Here is a 20,530-nt window from a genome sequence, read left to right as displayed (position 1 = left end):
GCTTCCGCAACCGCACCAACCAGCGACTCCGGTCACGCTGTGCGACTACACGGCGGAGCCGACGAGAGCCGCACCCCCACTAACTTCGAAGACCCTTCATTCGTTCACCCCGAAAATATCGGCAGGCTCACAGTGGATCTGGACCTGGACTCAAATGCCGGACGGGGTGCGGTATTCCCGCTTGCCCGCCCGGTGCGTCCGGTGTGCCGTCCCATGCAGCAGCCCGCCGGTACACCAGACAACTGGCGTGCCGACGGGCTGAGGTGGGGGCGTGCGGCGCGGTGCCGGTCCTACGCGTTCGTGGCGCTCTACCGGTGGACCGCGGTGATGGACCCGTGGCCACCTGCCCTGTTGTTGGCGGCGTCGGCCTCCCGCCGGGTGGGGTACTCGCGCGTGACCCCGTTGGGGAGGACCAGTCGGTAGACGGTCACGGAACGGCCGGCGCGTCCGCAGTTGCATGGTGCCATGATCTTCCTCCTGCCGTCGGCCGCTTGGGCGGCCGGTCAAAGGGGCCGGAGAAATGCCGTGAGGGAAAGGGGAGTTCGGCCCGTACCCTCCATTTTCCCGGGGGTTGTCGCAGCGACACTTGTCACCGTCTATTCATATGAAATTACCGACGATGGCGATGATCGGCGCGTCATTCGGATCAGTCGAGCCAGTTGCCGGCAAGACCCGCCAGATAGGAAAGGGTCAGCACCGTGGCGCCCACCTGATACCAGGTCTCATCGCCGGCCCAGTAGGCGAGCGGGGTGACGGCGCCTGCGACCCACACGCTGACGCACCATCCACAGCTGACCAGGTAAGCCGGCTGGGAATCGTCGCCGAAACGGCCGGCGATCCGGGAGCGGAATCCCGCGGCGAGGACGTCCTTCGTGAGGAATCGCGTGACGCGACATACGGTGCCGAGCGACAGGAGGAAAACCAGTGCACTCATGGGAATCATCGTAGGGTTTCCCCTTCCCGGCCCTCCCGCTTTTCCCTCAATCCGGCCGTCCGGACCTCAGGTACCGCCGGGGCGGCCAGGCCTGACTCCTGTGCAGAGAGAGCGCGTTGGGCCCGGTTGCGGGCGTGGATCTTGGTCATGTCCCGGTTCGTGTGGGCCTTCGCGGTCAGCGGGCCGGACCACGTCGATGCACGGGTCATTGCCAAGCGCCTGGCGGCCTGGCTCCCCGTTTCCTGACGCTCGACGGCAGGGGGGTCCTCGGCGTCAACGCGCGCACGCCTCTGTTGTGCAGGGGTAAGGGGCGCGCAGTATTGGCTGCGCGTCCCGCTCCGTAGGTGTGCTGGGGTTGGAGCGACCCCGGGCTCCTGCCCCTGTCGCTTCAAGGCTTGTCCCGCGCTCGGCGGCCGTGGGGTCCGCACTGCGTCGAACTGGTGATACGACGCCACGGGCCGGGTCGCCGGCGCACAGCCTTGCCGGTCCGGGGTCTCCGGGCCGTCAGACGCTGGTCCAGACGTCGATGAAGGCTTTGCGCCCAGCGGGGTCGTCCGACCTGCTGTCTGCGTGCAGGATGCGCCAGGCGGTGAGCTCGAGATCTCGGAGCCACAGTTCTCCGATGACCTGGGTCTTGAGGTCGGGGAGGTGGTCGGACTCGGCGAGGGCTTGACCGATTACCTCCCCGGCCGCAATGCGCTGGGGCGGCGTCATCTCGTCCACGGCCGAGAGGATCTGCCGGGCCAGGTCGGTTCCTCCTCCAGCCAGGGAACGCAGTACGGGCGCCTTGATGTTGACGGGGAGCAGGTACGCGGTGCCCGAGGACCTCCACAGGTCCGACCAGAAGCGCTCTCCTGCCTTGGTGGGGGCAGGTAGTGCGGCCAGCAGGCCGAGGAGATGGCTGGTGGCCGCATAGCCGTCGGAGTGGGCAGCTGCGAGGACTGCGATGCCGACGACGCCCTCCATGTCGAGGCTGCCGGCGTCGAGATGCGGAGTCAGGCCCAATTGGTGTTCCAACTGGCGTGCGAGGGTGCTGGATACGTGGGTGCGGACCTCAGGAAGCATCGGCGATCCTTGCGTAGGCGGGCGGATGTGCCCGTTCGGGAGCCCTGATCGTTCCCATGGCCAGCCGATCTACTCGGCTTCGGCGGACTCGATCGACGGCAGGATGAACAGGGGCCGTGGTTCACGTGCCGCCCAGGGCGGTGCAGGTGAGGGCGCTCACCCGGCTGCCGCTTTGGTGGAGCGAGCGGCGCGCGTCGCCGAAGTCGTCGGCCGAGCTGGTGGGTCACCGCCGTGGTGCGGGTCTTGGTGACGAGTTCCGAGGCGACCAGGACCCGCGTGCCGACGGCCCTGGCGCGACTGTCGGCTGCCCGAGGCTCGTGGCCCGTCCGGCGACACGCATGCTGCACGGCGGCCCGTCTGCTGAGCCTGTCCGGCCGGCGCCGACTCGGCCAGGAGGCCCGGTGGCCCCCAGCTGAGACGACCCGCACGCTCCTTCAGTGGCCCAGGTGGACTGTCTTACTGCCCCACACACGGAAATCTGTGTCGGCTGCGGTAGACATTGAGGGGTGGTGTGGTTATGGTTTCTCTCGTAGCTCAGAGGGACGGCAGGGTCTGGCAGACATGAACTGCCGGGCCGAAGTGTTTGGTTGCAGTTCGCACGGCAGTGCGGTGGTGGAGTTCCGAAGCCAGGGTTGTTGAGGACGGCGACGGGGCTGACCCCGGACTGGGTGGCCCGCAGTGATCAGGGGCCGCCGTAAGCAGTACCGCAGCAGTTCACGTAGTGGCTGGCAGTACCCCGGTGAAGGCGTCGGCTACGGGCGCGCGCACCGGGAGGTTCGGCAGTGGGGTTCCAAGCCGGAGCGGACGCAGGACGGGCGACGGGGCTGGCTGCCGGAGTGGCGCTGTGAGAGGCCACCAGAGGTACGTAGTAGTTGATCCAGAGGGAAGAACGGAGGAGTTGAGCGCCATCAGGATCGCCCGGGCGGAGTATGAGGGCCCGGGTACCGCAGGACATCGATAGTGAGGTGGTCTCCGGTCAAGCAACCGCGATCCCCGCAACCCCCGGATCTCTTCCCGGCGGGTATGCGGAAACAGAGAGCCGGCGAAGCCGATCAAGGCCGGCTGATGGTGTAGCAGTTCCTTCGGGGCCCTGGTGTCAATGGCACCAGGGCCCCTCCGACGCGATGCTCAACACCACCCAGGGCTTCCTCCGGGCCATCGGTGAGGCCCGCCTCGTCACGCCGCTGCGCTCCGAGGGCGGTCACCGCCGCTACTCCCGCTACCAGCTCCGCATCGCTGCCCGTGCCCGTGCACTCGTCGACAACGGGACCCCGATCGAGACCGCGTGCCGCATCGTCATCCTCGAGGACCAGCTCGAAGAGGCCCAGCGCATCAACGCCGAACACCACCGCACTGCCAAGCCTGCCGGTTTCGCCACCTGTCGGCTGAAGTGGCCCATACCGGTCGGTGTGCGCCCACATGCCGGGAGCACGCTCGACTGCCATGTCCCGCACTGACGGAGTATGCAGGTACCTCGTGTCCATGCCGGCTCTCGTGCTTCGACAGCCTGCCCACGCCCGGCTGCGTGATCTGTGGCCCGATGTCAATGCGGTGAAGCGCCAAGGCTGTAGCGCCGAGGGCAGTGAACCGGACGCGTACGCGTGGCGGCCGGTGCATGGGTTGCTGGGTTCACGTCCGGCCGAGCGGCCGCTGTCCTCGAGCCGTGAAGAGTGATCGCTCTTCCTGCAACGCTGTGCTCCGGGTGGATCAATATCTATGGCCGCGGGGTCAGGGTTCAACGCGCCGTGCTGGGAGTGTTTATACCGCAGCGAAGGCGATGGAATTATTCGCCTTACACGGGCCATTGCGGCGTGCTACTGTCGATCGCAGTTGCAGTTGTGGTTCCCAAAACTTCAAGTCTCCCCGTAGGCATTTTCGGCATTCGGCCAGGGGAAGCTTCATTGTATTTCCGGTTTTTCCTCCGGGCGGGGCATCATCGCAGCGTCCCGGCATCCGTGCCTTACGGGTCCGGCGTACTGCCCCCAAAGGAGATGTGACATGGCGTCAGGTACCGTGAAGTGGTTCAACGCGGCCAAGGGTTTCGGCTTCATCGAGCAGGACGGTGGCGGCGCTGACGTGTTCGCCCACTTCTCGAACATCGCCGCCCAGGGTTTCCGCGAGCTGCTCGAAGGCCAGAAGGTCACCTTCGACATCGCACCGGGTCAGAAGGGCCCGACGGCCGAGAACATCGTTCCCGCCTGACACTGATCCGTACTTCGTAGCTGGGGCCCGCATCCTTCGGGGTGCGGGCCCCAGCTACGGGCATTCTTCCGGAGTGGTGCCGACTGCGGCAGAACCTCCGCCGGCGGGGAAATATCGCCGCCCGCTCCTGTGATCCCCCGCCTCGTCGGCGTACGGAATTCTTCGTCCGCGCGACGTCACCCATTCCGCATTCTGCTCGGCCCGTTCTTGTGATTCCCCGCGCTGTTTTTCTGCTGCGGGAATTCCTTGATACGTGCCGTATCAAGGAAGGTTCTGAATGAACCCCACACGCACGAACAATCGCTCTTCCCGCAACCGCGCCGCCGACTCCGGTCGGGGCAGCCGCTTCGACTCGGCCGCCCCGGCCCGTTCCGCTGCCCCGGCGCGTTCCGGCGGTCCGGGCCGCTCGGGCGGCCAGAGGCGGCGGCCTGCCCTCGTACAGGGCGAGTTCGCCCTGCCGGTCACGGTCACTCCCGCGCTGCCCGCGGTCGAAGCGTTCGCCGACCTCGACATGCCGGGGCAGCTGATGGCCGCGCTGACCGCGCAGGGCGTGAGCGTCCCGTTCCCGATCCAGGGTGCGACCCTGCCCAACACACTCGCGGGCCGCGACGCCCTGGGACGCGGACGCACCGGCTCCGGCAAGACCCTCGCTTTCGGCCTGGCTCTGCTGGCCCGCACCGCCGGTCAGCGTGCCGAGCCCCGCCAGCCACTGGCCTTGGTCCTCGTGCCGACGCGCGAGCTGGCCCAGCAGGTGACCGATGCGCTGGCGCCCTACGCCCGCTCGGTGAGGCTGCGCCTGGCCACCGTCGTCGGCGGAATGCCGATCGGGAGGCAGGCCAACGCGCTGCGAGGTGGCGCCGAGGTTGTCGTGGCGACGCCGGGCCGGCTCAAGGACCTCATCGATCGCGGTGACTGCCGGCTCGACCAGGTCGCGATCACCGTCCTGGACGAAGCCGACCAGATGGCCGACATGGGCTTCATGCCCCAGGTCACCGCGCTCTTGGACCAGGTCCGCCCCGGGGGTCAGCGGATGCTGTTCTCCGCCACGCTCGACCGCAACGTCGACCGCCTGGTCCGCCGCTACCTCAGCGACCCGGTCGTCCACTCCGTCGACCCGTCCGCGGGTGCGGTCACGACGATGGAGCACCACGTTCTGCACGTTCACGGTACCGACAAGCACCGGGCGACGACCGAGATCGCGGCGCGCGAGGGCAGGGTGATCATGTTCCTGGACACCAAGCGGGCTGTGGACAAGCTCACCGACCACCTGCTGGCCAGCGGGGTGCGGGCCGCCGCCCTGCACGGCGGTAAGGCGCAGTCGCAGCGCACCCGGACCCTGACCCAGTTCAAGACCGGGCACGTCACCGTGCTCGTGGCCACGAACGTCGCCGCCCGCGGTATCCACGTCGACAACCTCGACCTCGTCGTCAACGTCGACCCGCCGACCGACCACAAGGACTACCTCCACCGCGGCGGCCGAACCGCACGAGCGGGGGAGTCCGGCAGCGTCGTCACCCTGGTCACCCCCAGCCAGCGCCGGGACATGACCCGCCTCATGACCGCCGCCGGTATCGTGCCCCAGACCACCCAGGTCCGCTCCGGCGAGGAGGCACTCGGCCGGATCACCGGTGCCCGGACGCCCTCCGGTATTCCGGTGACGATCACCGCGCCGGTGGTCGAGCGACGCCGGCGCAGCGCGCCCTCGCGCGGTCGTCGCAGCCCCGCCTCGGCAGCCCGTCGTGTGACCGCGCACCAGTCCTCCTTCGATGCGGCGGCCTGAGAACTCCGTGATCCGGAAGCTCACCCATCTCTGCAGGAGGCACCTTTTGACGCTGGTTCAGATGCAGTCCCGCTCCGCCGCTGCCACCGCCGTCGGCAGGACGGTGGCCGACGCGATGGACACCGCCGGGCCGCAGGTCTGCGACGACATGACCGTCGAGGTGGCCCTGTCCGTCATGGCCAGTGCCCGTACTCGGCACCTGCTCGTCTGCGACGACAGCGGCCTGTGCATCGGCCTGGTCACCCAGGACCAGCTCACAGCAGCCCATGACCGCTCCGCGCACTCCGACAGGGTCCAGTTGCGGGACGTCCTGGGCGACTGCGGACCGTTCACCTCGCCCGTGGCAACCATGGCCGAGGCCGCGCACATGATGCGCTACAGCCATGTCGATGCCCTGCCTGTGGTCGACGAGCACGGCAGCGGTCTGGGCGTCCTCGCACTTGCCCGCTGAGCGGTCTCCACCAGGCCGAGGCAACTCCCTTCTTCGTTCATCCCTGTGAGGCATCACGCGCCGCGTCATCGCGAATCCGGCGTGTCTCCCTCAAGGACCTCCGCCCGTGCCGCTGCCACCGCGGCGCACGGGCGTGCCGTGCGTCAGGGCCGGACCAGTACCTTCAGCGCCTCGCGGTCGTTCATCGCGCGGTAACCCTCCGCGATGTCCTCCAGTCCGATCGTGCGGTCGAACACCCGGCCGGGCCGGATCGAGCCGTCGAGGATGTGCGGCATCAGTTCCTCGATGTAGGCGCGGGCCGGGGCCACGCCGCCGGTGAGGGTGATGTTTCGCAGGAAGTCGGGAAAGCCGAAGGGAACGTCGGTGAACTGCGGGGCGCCGACCCGGCTGATCGTGCCGCCGGCGCGGACCACCCCGAAGCTCTGGACGATCGCGTCCCTCGGCCCCACGCATTCGAGGACCTTGTGTGTGCCCTCTCCGTCGGTCAGGTCACGCACACGGGCGACTCCCTCCCTGCCTCGCTCGGCGACCACGTTCGTGGCGCCGAAGTCGCGTCCTAGGTCGGTGCGTACGGTGTGGCGGCCCATGAGGATGATCCGCTCGGCGCCCAGCAGCCTGGCCGAGATCACGGCGGACAGGCCGACCGCGCCGTCCCCGACGACGGTGACAGTGTCGCCGGACTCGACACCGGCGGTGCGGGCCGCGTGGTAGCCGGTGCTCAGCACGTCGGACAGGGTCAGGAGGTCCGGCAGCAGCTCGGAGTCCTCCCCGACCGGCAGCCTGACCAGCGTGCCGTCGGCGTACGGGATTCTGGCGGCCTGGCCCTGGCCGCCGTCCACGCCGTTCACACCCCAGGTTCCGCCGTGCACGCACGAGGTCTGCAGGCCCTCGCGGCAGTACGCGCAGGTGTTGTCGGAGTAGACGAACGGAGCCACTACCAGGTCCCCTGGCCGCACGGTGCGCACCGCTCGTCTCCGAGGACCGGACGCTGGCGACGCTCGCCGACGAGGAGGGCTTCACCGGACGCGGCCAGCAGGCGTACGCCACCCGCGCGGCGATCGAACGCTCGTCCGCACAGCTGGCCGCGGCCGGGGCCGGGGTGCGGCTGAAGGCCGACGAATCGGTGGGGGTGCTGCTGCCGAAGGAGGACGGTTCGTACGGCGAGCCCCTCTTCCGGGTGGAGCCCGAGTTCCTGACGTCGTCCGGCGGTCCTGAGCACGCCTTCACCCGGGACTTCGCCCGGATGGCGGCCGGTTCGGCGACCGCGCCCCTGTCGCACATCGCGTTCCGCGGCCCCGGCGGCGTCGTCGCCACGGCACCGGTGAACGGGATGCACGGCCGGGAGGTCACCGGAACCCACCACCTGGCCCACGCACTGGCGGACGTCGCCCGGGGCACGGGCGACGCCACCGGCGTCACCCCACGCTGGGCAGCGCGCCGTACGGCGCAGGACCAGCGCTTCACCGGCGGTGTGGTGGGCGCCCCCACCCCGGGCGAGCCGTACGGCCGTGCCCTGAGCTACGAACCGAAGGACAACCCGCTCAGGCCCAGGCTGGCCATCGCCGCACGGCGCATCGGGGTCAACGAGTACGCGTGGGCGGGAGTCGGCGAGGGCTACCTCATCCAGTCGATCAGCACCACGAACGACGGCGGCGCGCAGCTGTTCACGCACAACCACGCCAGACCCGGCGACCCGGTGGGCCCGCACGCCCCGTACCACTTCGCGCAGGTCGTGCTGGCCGGCGAGGACGGCACCCACCAGATCACCCTGGAGAACGAGACCCACTCCCGGAGCGAGATCGCGACCGAGGTCCTCGACGACGTCATCGACGAGAACCTCGACCGCTACGGCGAGGACGAACTCACCGCGCTGGCCGCCGCAGCCGAGGAGCGCCTCGACACGGCCCGGCGCGACGGTGCCGACGAGGCGGAAACCGCGCGGCTGGAGGGCTTCGCGAAGGCGGCCAGGTCCCTGGCAGACGTCCATCAGGCGCAGCAACTGCCCTGGTACTTCGACGAGGACCGCCCCGAGCACGCCCTGGCGCTGCGTGAGGTGGCCGAGGCGCGCTCCCGGGCCAGGGAGCTGATCCGGGCCGCCGCGCCGGTGATGGAGAGCAAGGACCTGTGGTTCTTCCGGGCCTACAGCAAGCGGCCGGGTGAGTCGGCGCACGAGGTCAACGCGGCTCTGCTGTCCGAGCGTTCGCCGGCTGTCGCCAACCCGTTGACGACAGTGGTGCTGCATGGCCACACGCCACGCCGCCACCAGCACACGATCCGCTTCGAGGAGAAGGAGCACGACGCCCCCGCCGACGCGGACGACACGCTCGACGGCCTGGCACTCGCGCTGGCGCGCGCGGGTCTGTGGAACCGTGCCCACGGGCTGCCGATGCCCTCCATCAACGTCACCGGGCACGGCAACCGCTCGCAGGCGAGCGGCCAGGCGCGGGCAGACGCCGTCGCCAAGGCACTCGGGGCCCGGCTCGCCCAGGTCCTGACCACCTTCCAGACCGGTACGGCTGGGCCGCGCGTCGGCGTGCGCGACTTCGGCCTCACCAAGTCCGCGAAGCGGGTGCGCAGCGCCACCGACCCGGCCGGGGGCGCGTGGTGACGATCGAGGTCGACGACCACCGCCTGGTCCCGCCGGCGCCGTCGGGCAGCAGCACGCCGTCCGGCGCGCACACCCCGTCCGGGGAACCCACCGTCGAGTCCACGACCGCCGAGTCGGCGGCGTCCGGACCCGGAACGTCCGGACCCGGGACGACGACCGGGCCGGCGGTGATCCGGCCCGCGACCTCCGGGTCCGCTTCCGAACGCGAGAGGCCCCGTCCGCCGGGCCGATCCGCGCAGCCGAGCCCCGAGCGGAGGAACAGCGACGCGCCTCCGTGGGTCCTGGCACGCATTCGCTACGCCGAGGAGTCGGTCGCCTTCGACAAGAGGCTGGGCGAGTACCTGGCCGAGAACGAGGCGGTCACCGCCGAGTTCCGCAAGATGGCGAGTGCCGCGTGGGCGGCGACCCGCCAGCGGCACCCGAGTGCTCTGGCGACCTTCGGCGACACCAGCAAGTTCAAGGCCGGTGTCGTCGGCAGGTCCCGCGAGGCGCTCCAGCGGGTGGTGCGCAGCGGGAACCTGCGTGAACTCGTGGCGTTCCTGTACGAGGGCATCTCCAGCGACCTCGTGCCGGAGATGCTCGGCGGCGCCGAGGAACAGCATCCGGAGATCGCCGCGGAGCGGCCGAGCCGGCGGCAGCGGGAGGCTTACGCCGACTTCATGCGGCGCGCCATGGAGATCCAGGCGTCGGACGACCTGACCACCGCGGAGAAGGAGGCCGCGGTCGAGGACCTGCAGGCTTCGGTGGTGACCCGGGCACGTCCGGACGCCGTACGTCCGCCACTGAGCGAGGCGGAGCGCCGGTTCGCGGTCAACGACGCCGGACTGACCTGGATGCCCGCCACGTCGGTGTACGACATCCCCATGAGCGCCGAATTCCAGGGGAGTTCCGAGGACTCGGGCGGTCTGGTGGCCACGGGCACCGCCGGCTCGACGTACCGCTTCATGCTGCACGCCGCCCGGATGCGGGAGCACTGGGGCCTCGACCTGGACCTCGGTCTGATCCGGGCCGGGATGATGGCGATCTCGCTGACCGTGGGCCACCACACCGTCCACGAGGTGATGCGTGGCGCGCAGCTGGCCCTGAACGACGTACCCGGGCACGACCCGGCCCTGGACTACACGGACAACTGGGACCGCTACTGGGACATCTATCCGCTCGACGAGCAGGAGCTGCGGGAGAACGTCGCCCGGGACGGGCTCTTCCCGGACGAGCACGCCCAGGCCCTGCTCGACGAACTCAACCCACCGGACGCAACGCGCACCGGTGCGCGTGAGGCCGGTGAAGACGGCAGCTTCGTACGTCCGCACCGTCCTGGCAACGTCAGGCCCGTCGCCGCCGGACCGGACCGCCCGCTGCCGCAGATGCCGACCACGCCGGACATACCCGCGACGGGCCCGGACACCGCGGCTGCGGACCTCGCCGTCGCCTGGAGGGCCCACGCACGGGCGCTCACCGCGCTCGGTGAGGCCGCAGCCGAAGCCGCCGCGAGTGAGCGCAACAGCGGTGGCGGGACGCCCGGCGCCTGGGCCGGGACCGACGAGGCGCGCCGGTTGCTGGAGGACGCCGAGGCCCGGCTGTTGACCCTCGGTGTCGCGCTCGACGAGGCGCGGGGGAGGGCAACGGCCGCGACCGGCCGGGGCGACCGCCCCGGCGCGGACGAAGCGGCTCCCGTCGTACCGAGGGACGCCGCCCGCCGCCGGTGGATCGCGGGGCAGGTGACCGAGGCCGACCTGCCGCTCACACCTCCCGTGCCCACCGCGGGCGAGACCGTCGGCATGGCGGAGCTGGACGCCGCGGGCGTCACCCCCACCCACGGACAGCGGACCGAGATGGTGCTGCGCGGCGACGGCCGGCTGCCCTCGGGCGCGCTGTCACCGCTGGACCAGGTCCGGGTGCGGATGGCGGGCACCGGCACCTGGACGGACACCCTGGACATGGTCGCCGCGAACACGTCGCGGCGCCTGTGGTCGCAGGCGTACGCCGAATTCGCCGGTGCGGCACCCGAGGGCGCGGACGGCACGGACCTCACCCGTGCCTGGGCCGCCGCCGTCCTCCTGGTGCTTCCGGCGGAGCCGCACGCGGTGCTCGCCGACTCCCGGTACGCCGATGACGGGTTCCGCCGCTCGGTGCGCCAGGTCGCCGGGCACCTGCTCGACGCGGGAACCGGCAACGGGCCGGTGCCGGCGTCCGCCGCAGAGCTGGCCGACACCCTCCGATCCGGCCTTGGCCTGCGGCAGCGCTGGAGCACTTCAGCCCCCTCGACCAGATGACGCTGTTCGTGCACTACAACCCCGCCACGGGCACCAACTCCGCCAAACTGCCACTGGAGGACCCGGGCCCCAAGGACAAGGCGCACCTGCTGGGCGGCGGTGGCGGGCGCTCTCGTCCCAGACGGCTTCCACCAGCCGGAAGACGGGAAGCACGCGCTGCGGCTCCAGGAGCAAGGTGACCAGCACTCTTTCGTGTACGGGGCCACCCACCCGGACTCGTTCCTGTCCGTCCCAGCATTCGAACGAGCCCAGAATCCGGAACCGGACTCCGTGTGCCCCTATGTCCTCGCTCATGAAAAGCGTCCCTCCGGAGGGCCCCTGAGCTGCTGCTGCCACCCCACGGACACCGACGCGCTTCAGTCATGTCGGTCCCGCACGTCACATCAGGGCTCTTCGGCGGGCGGCAGGACTGCCCTCCGTCCCGTTGCTCCGAATTCTCGCCATCGCAAGAAGACCGATATGCCTTCCACACATACTCGCCGTCCCGATTCCCCGGCCGGAAGACGACAGCTCGATGGCGCCTTGTACGGCTGTCCCGCTGTTCGGTTGGGTGGGCCGCGAGGCGTAGTGTCCCCGACCGGAGGCCGGCGGCACGGCCGTACGAGGTGTGCCGAGGCTCCGCAGCGCGAAGTGGTTGAACCGTGTGGAGTGCGACGGGAACTTCTGGAAAGGCGTCACGCGTGACTGAGATTCCGGCCGATGCCGTCTGCATCGGCGAAAGCATGGCCATGCTCGTCCCAGAGGACGCGAACCCCATCACAGCCGACTCGCGTTTCGTGCTGCGCGTCGGAGGCGCGGAGTCGAACGTGGCGGTGTCCCTCGCGCGGCTGGGCCATCGCTCACGGTGGGTGAGTGCCCTGGGCGCCGACCCCTTCGGCCGCATCGTTCTCGACGAACTCGACGGGGCCGGTGTCGACACCTCGTACGTCGTCACGGACGAGGGTGCGCCGACAGGTATCTACGCCAAGGACCCGCACGGGCGCTCGACACGGGTCCACTACTACCGCCGGGGGTCGGCCGCCTCGCGTCTGGACGTGACGAGTATCGACCCGTCGGCGGCGCACGGGGCCCGCTTGGTGCACCTCAGCGGGACAATGCCCGCCCTCAGCGAGTCCTGCCTGCGGCTCACCCACGCCGTTGTCGGCGACCGGGTACTCGGGCCCGCGGCCGTCAGCTTCGACGTGAACTACCGCCCCGGGCTCTGGTCCGTCGCCGAGGCGGCGGGAGAGCTCGCCGCGATCGCGCGGCGGGCCGACATCGTCTTCGTCGGCCGCGACGAGGCTGCCGCCCTGTGGGGCACCGACAGGGCGGAGGAGGTCCGGGAGTTGCTGCCTGAGCCCACGGTCCTCGTCGTGAAGGACGGCGCGACCGGTGCGAGCGTCCACGGCCAGGGCGGGAGGGCGTGGGCGGACGCCCTGAGCGTTCCGGTCGTCGAGACCGTCGGTGCGGGTGACGCCTTCGCCGCGGGGTGGCTGAGCGGCTGGCTGCGCGGCCTCGGCCCCGAGCGTTCGCTGCGGCTCGGCCACCTGGTGGCCTCGCGGGCCGTGCAGATCGTCGGCGACTGCCCCGTCCTCCCCCAACGGGGCGACATAGACAGGTATCTGCGCCACGACGAGGAGCGGGCATGAACCCGACGGAACCCTTCGACGAGCTCTTCGCCGACGTCCGGGTCATGGGAATCTTCCGTGGGTCGTCCCCGCGCGAGACGGTCGGGCTGTGCCACGCGGCCTGGGACGCGGGCGTGAGCGCCGTCGAGGTACCGGTGCAGACGGAGCATGCGTTCGATGCACTCGCCGCAGCGGTCGCGGCGGGCCGTGAGCGTGGCCGGACGGTGGGCGCGGGGACGGTGCGCTTCCCCGAGCAGCTGGGCCGGGCCGTGGAGCTCGGGGCGCAGTTCACGGTCGCCCCGGGCCTCGACCTCGGTATCGTCCGGCTTTCCCAGGAGATCGGGGTTCCGCACCTGCCGGGCGTCGCGACGTCGACCGACATCGACACCGCGCTGAAGGCGGGGCTCACGTGGCTCAAGGCGTTCCCGGCCTCGGTGCTCGGTGCGGAGTGGGTGCGTGCGCAGCTCGCCCCCTTCCCGCAGGCGCGTCTCGTCGCGACAGGCGGGATGGGGGCGACGAACGCACAGGACTTCCTCGACGCGGGCTGCCGCGCTGTCGCGATCGGTTCGGCGTTCGGCGACCCGGCACAGCTCACGAGGCTGGTGGAGGAGGGGCTGCTCCCCGCTGTCGGCAGCCGTACGTGAGCCCGCTCGGGGCCGGCACCCGCGGCCTCGGGCCGGCGTTCCGGGTCGCCGGTCAGGCCGAGGGGTGTGGCGATCGTCCGCTGGACGGACCGCCGGGGCAGCCGGACACGGCGGCCCCGCCCCGTTGTGCCGCGGGACCAGGCGCGCCGCTGCGATCATGAACCCTGGAGCCCGCAGGGGGTTCGGTGTCCGAGGAGCCGGCCCGGCCGGTCGGCGCCCCGGTTGCGCGAGCGGGTATGCCTACCCCGTACCGTTCCCGCCGCACCAGCTTTCACCTTCCCCTGGAGTTTTCTTGACCAGCGACATCACCACCTGCGACGCCCTCGACGTACCCGCGATCCGCGCCTGTTTCCCCGCGTTGAAGGCGGGCACGGCGCGCTTCGACGCCCCGGGCGGCACCCAGACGCCCCAGCAGGTGATCGACGCGATCTCCGAGACCCTGTCCCGTCCTCTCGCCAACCGCGGAGGCCTGACGGAGGGTGGGCGAAACGCCGAGGCGACCGTCATCGGCGCCCGGCGGGCGCTGGCCGACCTGCTCGGCGTGGAGGCGGGCGCGGTGGTGTTCGGGCGCAGTGCCACGCAGCTCGTGTACGACCTGTCGCGCACCCTGGCCAAGGGCTGGGGGCCGGGCGACGAGGTGGTCGTGTCCCGCCTCGACCACGACTCGAACGTGCGGCCCTGGGTACAGGCCGCCGAATCCGCGGGGGCGACGGTCCGGTGGGCCGACTTCGACCCGGCCTCCGGGGAGCTGGAGGCGGGACACGTCGAAGCGGTGCTGTCGGGGCGTACCCGGCTCGTCGCCGTCACCGCCGCCTCCAACCTCATCGGTACATGCCCCGACATCCCGGCCCTGGCGGAACTGGTGCACCGGACGGGTGCGCTGTTCCATGTCGACGCCGTGCACTACGCCTCGCACGTGTCTGTCGACCTGGACGCACTCGGAGCGGACACCCTGGTCTGCTCGCCGTACAAGTTCCTCGGACCGCACCTCGGCGTGCTGACGGGGCGGCCGGAGCTGCTGGAGAGTCTGCGTCCGGACAAGCTGGTGCCTTCCAGCGACGCCGTACCCGAGCGCTTCGAGCTGGGCACGCTGCCCTACGAACTGCTGGCCGGCGCCACCGCCGCCGTTGACTTCCTCGCGGGCCTGGCCTCCGGCGGTGGCAGCCGACGCGAGGACCTGCGCCGCGCGTTCACGGCGCTCGCCTCGCACGAGGACCGGTTGCGTGAGCGCATCGAGGGCGGCCTGGCGGAGCTGGGCGGTGTCACGGTGTACTCGCGAGCCGCGCGGCGCACCCCGACCACGTTGTTCACGGTCGACGGGAAGACCCCGGCGGAGGTGTCCTGGCAGCTTGCCGAGCGGGATGTGGAGGCGCCTGCCGGCTCGTTCTACGCAGTGGAGACGTCCCGGCGTCTAGGTCTCGGTGAGGGCGGCGGCGTGCGGGTCGGCCTCGCGCCCTATACCAGCGACGAGGACGTCGACCGGCTGCTGAACGCCCTCGACGTGCCCCACTCCTGATCCCTCGCGAGGCGTCGGCGCCGTCGCGCGCACGGACGCACCGTGCGCGCCGCACGGCCCAGCAGCCGGGTGTTCTCTCGAAGATCTCCTAAGCCCGCCGGTAGGAGAGCCGGGCACTGCCGGTCTCCCGGCACACATCGAGGGTCGGCGTCCCGGCCGGGGCCTTGCGGTCGGCGAGGAACGGGCCGCGGGTCCGGCGGGCGATCCGGGTGCGCGCGCCCCTTGCCAGGTAGAGAAGAGGGCGTTGGCAGGTGTCGACGGACGAGGTCAGGCAGCTGCGCGCCGTATGTGCAGATGACCATCGAGAGGGTACGAGGGAGGAGCCGACGGCAGGATCCTGTCGAATTGGTAGGCGTTCTTCTCGGCGACGCGGCAGGATGCCAGGTTGTCGACCTGATGGAGGAGTTCGAGGCGCTCCAGACCATCTGCTTGGAAAGCATCGAAGGACCAGGCGGTGAGAGTATTCAGGGCTCGTGGGGCCACGCCTTGCCCGCGAGCCCGTGCTGCGGTCCAGTAACCGACCTCGGCGGAAGGCTTGCCGGATGCGACTTCCTTGATTACCACGTTGCCCACCAACCGCGGCGGCGCCGCGTCAAGGGCTGTTTCATGGACTGCGAAGGCGAACCGGTCGCCTGCCGCCCAACCCTGCTCCTGAGCCCGCACCCATCTCAGTCCATCGTCCTCGCTCTCCATACGAGAGTTCGTCCAACGCCGCAGCTCGGGGTCCCGGTATACCTCAACCAGCGCGGCAACGTCTTCCGCGCACCAGGGGCGAAGAACGAGAGCGGGAGCGGTCGGCGTCGCGGCAGCCTTGAGTATGACGGGAGCGTTCATTGCCGGATCATATGCAGCAGGGCTTTGATCTGAGATCGGCGACAGCTGGTCCATGCCGCCCCGCGGCCGCCCCATCATCCCCGCATCCGGGCCTGCAGGGCGTGGACGGACCAGTCGAGCACCGGCCGCAGGCTCTCCGGACCCGGCCAACCATTGATCACCGCGAGCAGCGAGAAGTACCGCTCTCTGCGAGGATCGTTCACGCGTTCCAGCCGGGCCATGAGCTGCCACCGGGACTCAGCATCGTCGCGGCAGTCGAGAAGATGTGCGCAGCGGGTCATGAGGACCGCGACAATCGCATCGGCCTGAAGTGAGGCTGGTTCGATGCGCGCTGCCACGGCCGGGGCGATCTGGTCACGGACGATCGCAGCCACGTTGCTGTGCGGCATGGGTGGGCCACCCTGGACGTACCCGGCCGTCTGCTCCTGGGCCATCTGCCGCATGAGGGCGCGAAAGTCCTGGTCCTGGGACAGTTCGGCCAGTTCCACCCACGCCTGGACCTGCTCCGTATCGGGGTTGTCCGGCAGTTCCGGAGTCATCGAGCGCATGATTCCCGTAAACATGGAGCCGGTACCCACACCACCGAACGCGGCGTCGAGGAAATCGCCAACCAGCTGTTGGCGTTCGACTTCGGAGAGCTTGGCCAGTTTGTGCATCAGATGTGTCTCCTCAGGGGTGGCCTCGCGCTTCGCCACGGCGGTCAGCACTGCACGCCGCAGCCGCAGGATTCGGATCTGCACGTCCAACGCGTCGGCCTGTGCCGCGGCAACCTCCGGCAGCGCGAGTTCCCGGTCCATGACCTTCCGGATGGCCGCAAGGTCCACTCCCAGGTCGCGCAGGGTTCGCACAAAATCGAGGCGTGCGACGGCACCGGTGTCGTAAAGGCGATAGCCCGCCGGGCTGCGGTCAGCAGGCGGTATGAGTCCGCAGTCGGAGTAGAACCGGATGGTCTTGACCGTGGTACCCGTCCGCCGGGCCAGCTCGCCGATCGAGTAGAGCGTGTGGCCGTTCATGTCCCCACCCTCCGGTCTCCCCCCGCTGGAGACTCAAGCTCGTGAGCGCGCGACGGTCAGATTCTCACAAACGGCCCTTGCCCGAGCAAGATCAGAAAAGGCCGGACGAAGGCCATTCAAGAAGCGGATCGACTCTCAGAGCCCGTTCGCACGCGAAGGTGCCAGGAAGAGGGTGCTTGCCGACACGGCTGATGGTGCGTACGTACTCGTGGGACTCGCGCGTCGCGAGGTACACGACGTGCGGGCCGTCGAGCCGGGCCAGTGGTCGCCTCGGGCGGCGAGCAGTTCCAGCAGCGCGACGGTCCGGGACGCCGCCTTCGCACCGCGGACTCCGCTGTTCTCCGGCATGGCCACATCGTGGATCGGGGCTGTCGCACCCATTGACCCCGCCTTGTTCACCGGCCTAGCCTCAGTTCGCATACATGTACGGCATCTGCATATGGGGATGAAATGTGTGGAGTGGGCCAGTACGCAGGCCGAGGGCGTCCCCCAGTGGCGGCGCAAGGTCATGGCAGGCGGAGCGCTCTCCGTCCCTCTCACCGAACCCCTGGCCGAGATGACGGTTCTCGCCGTCTCGTGCGGGCCGATCGCCTTCTCCCACATGAACGATCCGGGATTCTGGCCCTTCAAGCCGTACTCGGATCGCCCGGTCGGGCAGCGATCGAGGTCCGTACGAGCTACCCGACCGTGCTCGCGTCATCGGCCTGGGCGGTGTCATGGCCGAGAGCGAACCCTCGACATCCTCGGACTCCGAAGCACCCGACCGTGCCGCCCACGCACCCAAGGAACACGACAACCATGAGCCAGCCGACCGTCACCCGCTTCGCCGTCTACCCCGTCGCGGGCCGCGACAGCATGGAGCTGAACCTCTCGGGCGCCCACGGCCCCTACTTCACGCGCAACATCGTCGTCCTCACCGATACCGACGGCCGTACGGGACTGGGGGAGGTACCCGGCGGGGAGAAGATCACCCAGACGCTGCGGGATGCCGAATCGCTGGTCGTCGGCGCGAAGGTGGGCGACTACAAGCGCGTCCTCCGCGAGATCGGGAGCCGGTTCGCCGACCGTGACCCGGGCGGACGGGGAGCACAGACCTACGACCTGCGGACCACCGTGCACGCCGTCACCGCCGTCGAGTCCGCCCTGCTCGACCTGCTCGGACAGCATCTCGACGTCCCGGTCGCCGCACTGCTCGGCGACGGCAAGCAGCGCGACTCGGTACGGGTGCTGGGCTACCTCTTCTACGTCGGCGACCCCGACCGCACCGACCTGGAGTACGCCAGGGAGCCCGGGTCGGACACCGAGTGGTACCGCGTCCGGCACGAGGAAGCACTCACCCCGGAGGCGATCGTCCGCCAGGCCGAGGCCGCCCACGACCTCTACGGCTTCCAGGACTTCAAACTCAAGGGCGGCGTCCTGGCGGGTGCCGAGGAGGTCGAGGCCGTACGGGCGCTCAAGGAGCGCTTCCCCGCAGCGCGGATCACCCTGGACCCGAACGGCGCGTGGTCCCTGCGGGAAGCGGTCGAGCTGTGCTCACCGCTCGTGGGCACCCTCGCCTACGCCGAAGATCCGTGCGGGGCCGAGGACGGCTACTCGGGGCGCGAGGTCCTCGCCGAGTTCCGCCGCGCCACGGGCCTCCCGACGGCAACCAACATGATCGCCACCGACTGGCGTCAGCTGACCCACGCCCTCGTGCTCCAGTCGGTGTCCATCCCGCTGGCCGACCCGCACTTCTGGACCATGCAGGGTTCGGTGCGGGTGGCGCAGCTGTGCAACGCGATGGGGCTGACCTGGGGTTGCCACTCCAACAACCACTTCGACATCTCGCTCGCCATGATCACGCACTGCGGTGCGGCGGCCCCCGGGGAGTACAACGCCGTGGACACGCACTGGATCTGGCAGGAGGGTCTGGAGCGGCTCACCGTCACGCCGCCCCGCATCGCCGACGGCGAGATCGCCGTACCGGAGGCCCCTGGCCTGGGGGTCGAGCTCGACATGGACCGCCTGCTCGCGGCCCATGAGCTGTACCGCTCGCAGGCGCTGGGCGCACGGGACGACGCCCGGGCCATGCGCTACCTCGTGCCGGGCTGGACCTTCGACGCCAAGCGCCCGTGCCTGGTGCGCTAGGAAACGAGGGAGGCGGGCGCTGGCGACAGCGACCGTGGGCATCGGCTCCGGCATGGTCCACCGCACGGGGTGCGGCAGGAAGGCCCGACCTCTCTCCCGCATCCGCAAAGACTGAAGGGCCTTTACTCAGGCTGGAGTTGAGTACGCGCGCTCATACCCGGCGCCCGCCGCACGGCCAGTATGGGTGCACGGCGCCGTCGAGTGCGCCGGTGTGATCCAGCTGAGCCTGTCAGGGGAATCTCCAATGTCGCGTCGTATCGTTCTGTCCGTGGCTGCCGGTGTCGTCGTCCTCGGGGGTGCCGGTGCCTTCGCCCTCGCCTACGCCGGGGAGCAGGCTCCGGCGCTGGCGAACAGCACGGCCCATTACACCGCTCCCGACGGTGACCGCGACGGCTCGCTCACCTTCACCACTGACGTCACTGCTTCCTCAGATGTCAAGAGCGTGAAGGTGCTGGCCTGGCCGGCGAACTCGTCCTTCGCGAAGAAGGAGCTGACCGCCAAGGACATGGCCGCCGCGGAGTCGGCCGTCTGCAAGCCATCGGGTGGGGACACCGAGCGGTGCACCTAGATGTCGACGGGTCCCCGCGGGGTCTGTGGCACGTGGCCGCCCTGGCCACCGCCGCGGACGGCGACACGACGCGGAGGACAGGACACACCCGCTGACGCGTCAACCGCGCCGGACCACCTACTTCCTGCTCCGGGCGCCCGCTGACACCGCCGACGCATGGCAGCCGGGTGCGAGGCGGGGGTGCGGACGCCGGTCTCACGTTCGCCTGCGAATTCCGCCCGCTACCGTTGCGGCAGCCGCTCGCGGACGGCCAGGACGGGTGGCTCGGTCACGTCGCAGGCGCTCTCGCGGCCGACCCGTGCACTCGTCGGCGGGACCCTGAGCCGTGAGGTCGCGGCCGTCAGTGCCCGGAAGTCCACCCCCGCCACCGCGACACCGGTCAGAAGGCTGAGGGGTGCGCGACCCGGACAGGGGACGCCGTCCTCCGCCGCTACGAGCACCAGAGCGTCACCTGTCCCCTGGGCGTGCTGATGACCGCACCGGGCCGCGCGACTCCCGCCGCCCAAATCCTGACCGGCCGGCTGATCGACCAGTGGCAGGCCGCCCTTCGCCGGGGTGTCCGGCGCATGCAGGACAGCGGTGCGATGGACGGGCGGCTGGACGCCAACCGCACGGCGGCAGCCCTGCTCGCCGCCGTGCAGGGGGAGTGACCATCCTGATGTCCACCGGCCGGGTCACGCATCTGGAGGCAGCGCTCGACAGCATGCTCGGCCTGCTGCGGGCCACGGCCCCCGGGGCGCCCGCCCGCAAGGCCTGACGGCCACGGTCGCCCGGCGCCGCTGTCCCGTCGGTGTCGTGTCCCTCGGTTCGCTCAGCCTGGATCCACCGGCTTGATTCCGGAGTGATCGTTTCGGGGTTGTCTTGGCGGTCGGCGAGATGATCTGGCTGTTCGGGCAGGGGGTATCCGC

16 protein-coding genes and 5 pseudogenes are annotated in these 20,530 nt (G+C 70.2%); 13 read left to right on the top strand and 8 right to left on the bottom strand.

The genetic code is table 11. The features are described from left to right. Window positions 1–308 precede the first annotated feature (308 nt). From ACFU5K_RS27465 to ACFU5K_RS27455, 3 genes are all read right to left on the bottom strand, one after another. A complete protein-coding gene (locus ACFU5K_RS27465) occupies window positions 309–467 on the bottom strand; it encodes a hypothetical protein (protein WP_384066348.1) in 159 nt (52 codons plus the stop codon). 179 nt (window positions 468–646) lie between these two features. After that, window positions 647–934 (bottom strand): hypothetical protein, encoded by a 288-nt coding sequence (locus ACFU5K_RS27460; RefSeq protein ID WP_384066346.1) that lies wholly within the window; start codon window positions 932–934, stop codon window positions 647–649. A 504-nt stretch (window positions 935–1,438) separates the two neighbouring features. Continuing rightward, window positions 1,439–1,999 (bottom strand): hypothetical protein, encoded by a 561-nt coding sequence (locus ACFU5K_RS27455; protein ID WP_384066344.1) that lies wholly within the window; start codon window positions 1,997–1,999, stop codon window positions 1,439–1,441. Window positions 2,000–3,123: 1,124 nt separating this feature from the next. Here ACFU5K_RS27455 and ACFU5K_RS27450 point away from each other — a divergent pair. The 4 genes and pseudogenes from ACFU5K_RS27450 to ACFU5K_RS27435 all read left to right on the top strand — a co-directional run. Further along, a pseudogene (locus ACFU5K_RS27450) lies at window positions 3,124–3,366 on the top strand (MerR family transcriptional regulator); the annotation flags it as partial. 631 nt (window positions 3,367–3,997) lie between these two features. Continuing rightward, entirely contained in the window at window positions 3,998–4,201 is a 204-nt protein-coding gene (locus tag ACFU5K_RS27445; protein ID WP_076967088.1) for a cold-shock protein, read from the top strand. A gap of 277 nt (window positions 4,202–4,478) precedes the next feature. After that, window positions 4,479–5,981 (top strand): DEAD/DEAH box helicase, encoded by a 1,503-nt coding sequence (locus ACFU5K_RS27440; protein ID WP_384066341.1) that lies wholly within the window; start codon window positions 4,479–4,481, stop codon window positions 5,979–5,981. A 46-nt stretch (window positions 5,982–6,027) separates the two neighbouring features. After that, entirely contained in the window at window positions 6,028–6,432 is a 405-nt protein-coding gene (locus ACFU5K_RS27435; RefSeq protein WP_384066339.1) for a CBS domain-containing protein, read from the top strand. 143 nt (window positions 6,433–6,575) lie between these two features. Here the strand turns inward: ACFU5K_RS27435 and ACFU5K_RS27430 are convergent. Further along, window positions 6,576–7,442, bottom strand: a pseudogene (locus ACFU5K_RS27430) (zinc-binding dehydrogenase); the annotation flags it as partial. Window positions 7,443–7,531: 89 nt separating this feature from the next. On the opposite strand from ACFU5K_RS27430, the gene ACFU5K_RS27425 reads away from it, so the two are divergent. The 5 genes from ACFU5K_RS27425 to ACFU5K_RS27405 all read left to right on the top strand — a co-directional run bounded on the left by ACFU5K_RS27425 (window position 7,532) and on the right by ACFU5K_RS27405 (window position 15,080). Next, window positions 7,532–9,040, top strand: coding sequence for a hypothetical protein (locus ACFU5K_RS27425; protein ID WP_384066337.1), 1,509 nt, complete (start codon window positions 7,532–7,534; stop codon window positions 9,038–9,040). Then, window positions 9,037–11,313 carry a hypothetical protein gene (locus ACFU5K_RS27420; RefSeq protein ID WP_384066335.1) on the top strand — a complete coding sequence of 759 codons (2,277 nt, stop codon included), beginning with the start codon at window positions 9,037–9,039 and terminating at the stop codon, window positions 11,311–11,313. Before ACFU5K_RS27425 ends, ACFU5K_RS27420 begins: the two co-directional genes overlap by 4 nt. Before the next feature lie 680 nt (window positions 11,314–11,993). Then, entirely contained in the window at window positions 11,994–12,941 is a 948-nt protein-coding gene (locus ACFU5K_RS27415) for a sugar kinase (RefSeq protein ID WP_384066333.1), read from the top strand. Further along, window positions 12,938–13,564 (top strand): bifunctional 4-hydroxy-2-oxoglutarate aldolase/2-dehydro-3-deoxy-phosphogluconate aldolase, encoded by a 627-nt coding sequence (locus ACFU5K_RS27410; RefSeq protein WP_384066331.1) that lies wholly within the window; start codon window positions 12,938–12,940, stop codon window positions 13,562–13,564. Before ACFU5K_RS27415 ends, ACFU5K_RS27410 begins: the two co-directional genes overlap by 4 nt. Before the next feature lie 292 nt (window positions 13,565–13,856). Next, window positions 13,857–15,080 carry a cysteine desulfurase-like protein gene (locus ACFU5K_RS27405; protein ID WP_384066329.1) on the top strand — a complete coding sequence of 408 codons (1,224 nt, stop codon included), beginning with the start codon at window positions 13,857–13,859 and terminating at the stop codon, window positions 15,078–15,080. Window positions 15,081–15,347: 267 nt separating this feature from the next. Here ACFU5K_RS27405 and ACFU5K_RS27400 read toward each other — a convergent pair whose 3' ends face one another. The 3 genes and pseudogenes from ACFU5K_RS27400 to ACFU5K_RS27390 form a co-directional block, all read right to left on the bottom strand. After that, complete coding sequence (locus ACFU5K_RS27400) at window positions 15,348–15,914, bottom strand: GNAT family N-acetyltransferase (RefSeq protein WP_384066327.1); 567 nt, start codon at window positions 15,912–15,914, stop codon at window positions 15,348–15,350. Window positions 15,915–15,988: 74 nt separating this feature from the next. Then, window positions 15,989–16,927 (bottom strand): MerR family transcriptional regulator, encoded by a 939-nt coding sequence (locus tag ACFU5K_RS27395; RefSeq protein ID WP_384066325.1) that lies wholly within the window; start codon window positions 16,925–16,927, stop codon window positions 15,989–15,991. A gap of 175 nt (window positions 16,928–17,102) precedes the next feature. Continuing rightward, window positions 17,103–17,189 (bottom strand): annotated as a pseudogene (locus ACFU5K_RS27390) (IclR family transcriptional regulator); the annotation flags it as partial. 291 nt (window positions 17,190–17,480) lie between these two features. Here ACFU5K_RS27390 and ACFU5K_RS27385 point away from each other — a divergent pair. The 3 genes and pseudogenes from ACFU5K_RS27385 to ACFU5K_RS27375 all read left to right on the top strand — a co-directional run. Beyond that, a pseudogene (locus tag ACFU5K_RS27385) lies at window positions 17,481–17,729 on the top strand (hypothetical protein); the annotation flags it as partial. Next, window positions 17,726–19,054 (top strand): enolase C-terminal domain-like protein, encoded by a 1,329-nt coding sequence (locus ACFU5K_RS27380; protein WP_384066323.1) that lies wholly within the window; start codon window positions 17,726–17,728, stop codon window positions 19,052–19,054. The pseudogene ACFU5K_RS27385 and the gene ACFU5K_RS27380, both read left to right, overlap by 4 nt. A 244-nt stretch (window positions 19,055–19,298) precedes the next feature. Then, window positions 19,299–19,717 (top strand): annotated as a pseudogene (locus tag ACFU5K_RS27375) (DUF5707 domain-containing protein). A gap of 126 nt (window positions 19,718–19,843) precedes the next feature. Here ACFU5K_RS27375 and ACFU5K_RS27370 read toward each other — a convergent pair. Beyond that, entirely contained in the window at window positions 19,844–20,062 is a 219-nt protein-coding gene (locus tag ACFU5K_RS27370) for a hypothetical protein (protein ID WP_384066321.1), read from the bottom strand. 30 nt (window positions 20,063–20,092) lie between these two features. Here ACFU5K_RS27370 and ACFU5K_RS27365 point away from each other — a divergent pair, with 30 nt between their 5' ends. Further along, on the top strand, window positions 20,093–20,272 hold the full coding sequence (locus tag ACFU5K_RS27365) for a hypothetical protein (protein ID WP_384066319.1): 180 nt from the start codon (window positions 20,093–20,095) through the stop codon (window positions 20,270–20,272). Window positions 20,273–20,530: the final 258 nt, after the last annotated feature.

It is taken from the genome of Streptomyces sp. NPDC057428, assembly GCF_042803195.1.
Taxonomy (GTDB): Bacteria; Actinomycetota; Actinomycetes; order Streptomycetales; family Streptomycetaceae; genus Streptomyces.
Note: the sequence above shows the minus strand (reverse complement) of the source record. Positions and strands in the feature narration are given on the sequence as shown.

Coding starts and splice junctions, on each gene's coding strand:
- ACFU5K_RS27465 (WP_384066348.1), bottom strand. CDS start 467: ATGGCACCATGCAACTGCGGACGCGCCGGCCGTTCCGTGACCGTCTAC.
- ACFU5K_RS27460 (WP_384066346.1), bottom strand. CDS start 934: ATGAGTGCACTGGTTTTCCTCCTGTCGCTCGGCACCGTATGTCGCGTC.
- ACFU5K_RS27455 (WP_384066344.1), bottom strand. CDS start 1,999: ATGCTTCCTGAGGTCCGCACCCACGTATCCAGCACCCTCGCACGCCAG.
- ACFU5K_RS27445 (WP_076967088.1), top strand. CDS start 3,998: ATGGCGTCAGGTACCGTGAAGTGGTTCAACGCGGCCAAGGGTTTCGGC.
- ACFU5K_RS27440 (WP_384066341.1), top strand. CDS start 4,479: ATGAACCCCACACGCACGAACAATCGCTCTTCCCGCAACCGCGCCGCC.
- ACFU5K_RS27410 (WP_384066331.1), top strand. CDS start 12,938: ATGAACCCGACGGAACCCTTCGACGAGCTCTTCGCCGACGTCCGGGTC.
- ACFU5K_RS27400 (WP_384066327.1), bottom strand. CDS start 15,914: ATGAACGCTCCCGTCATACTCAAGGCTGCCGCGACGCCGACCGCTCCC.
- ACFU5K_RS27395 (WP_384066325.1), bottom strand. CDS start 16,927: ATGAACGGCCACACGCTCTACTCGATCGGCGAGCTGGCCCGGCGGACG.
- ACFU5K_RS27380 (WP_384066323.1), top strand. CDS start 17,726: ATGAGCCAGCCGACCGTCACCCGCTTCGCCGTCTACCCCGTCGCGGGC.
- ACFU5K_RS27365 (WP_384066319.1), top strand. CDS start 20,093: ATGACCGCACCGGGCCGCGCGACTCCCGCCGCCCAAATCCTGACCGGC.